This window comes from Flavobacterium sp. ABG (assembly GCF_001027725.1).
Lineage (GTDB): Bacteria > Bacteroidota > Bacteroidia > Flavobacteriales > Flavobacteriaceae > Flavobacterium > Flavobacterium cupriresistens.
Genome location: NZ_LEKS01000056.1, coordinates 1 through 592 on the forward strand (window position 1 = coordinate 1; position 592 = coordinate 592).

General features: G+C 34.3%; 1 protein-coding gene. It reads left to right on the forward strand.

Annotation, left to right across the window (positions count from 1 at the left end):
• On the forward strand, positions 1–592 hold a 592-nt coding region (locus AB674_RS21625), incomplete at both ends, for a 2TM domain-containing protein (protein WP_047779365.1).

The following is a 592-nucleotide window of genomic DNA, read 5'->3' on the forward strand; positions in this document are numbered from 1 at the left end:
AAAGACAAAGAGTTAGTTTCGGTTGAAGAAGAATTGGCTTTCGCCAAAACCTATATGAACCTGCTCAAAATGCGTTTTGAAAACAGTTTGTTTTATGAATTACCAGCAACAAATAGTAATCCGGAAGCCAAAGTTGTTCCACTTTCTTTACAGCTTTTATTGGAGAATACCGTAAAGCACAATGTAGTTAGTGAACAAAGACCTTTGCACATTCGCATTACAATTGAAGGCGATTACCTTGCTATTCAAAATGATTATCAAAAGAAGGAAGTTTTGCAGGATCGTCAGGGTGTAGGATTACAAAATATCATCAATCGCTATGGAATTATTACTAATAGAAAAGTATTGATTGAGCAAAATGAAAAAACTTTTACGGTCAAAATACCCATTTTAACCAAACAAATTTCAGTTATGGAAACGAGTACTAATTATAGCGAAAATAGCGCGTATTACAGAGCTAAAAAACGGGTTGAAGAACTCAAAGGCTTTTATGGGAACCTGATTTCTTATTGTTGTGTCATTCCGCTTTTGATATTTATTAATCTTACGTATTCTCCTCAATTTCAATGGTTTTGGTTTTCGGCTGCAGGTT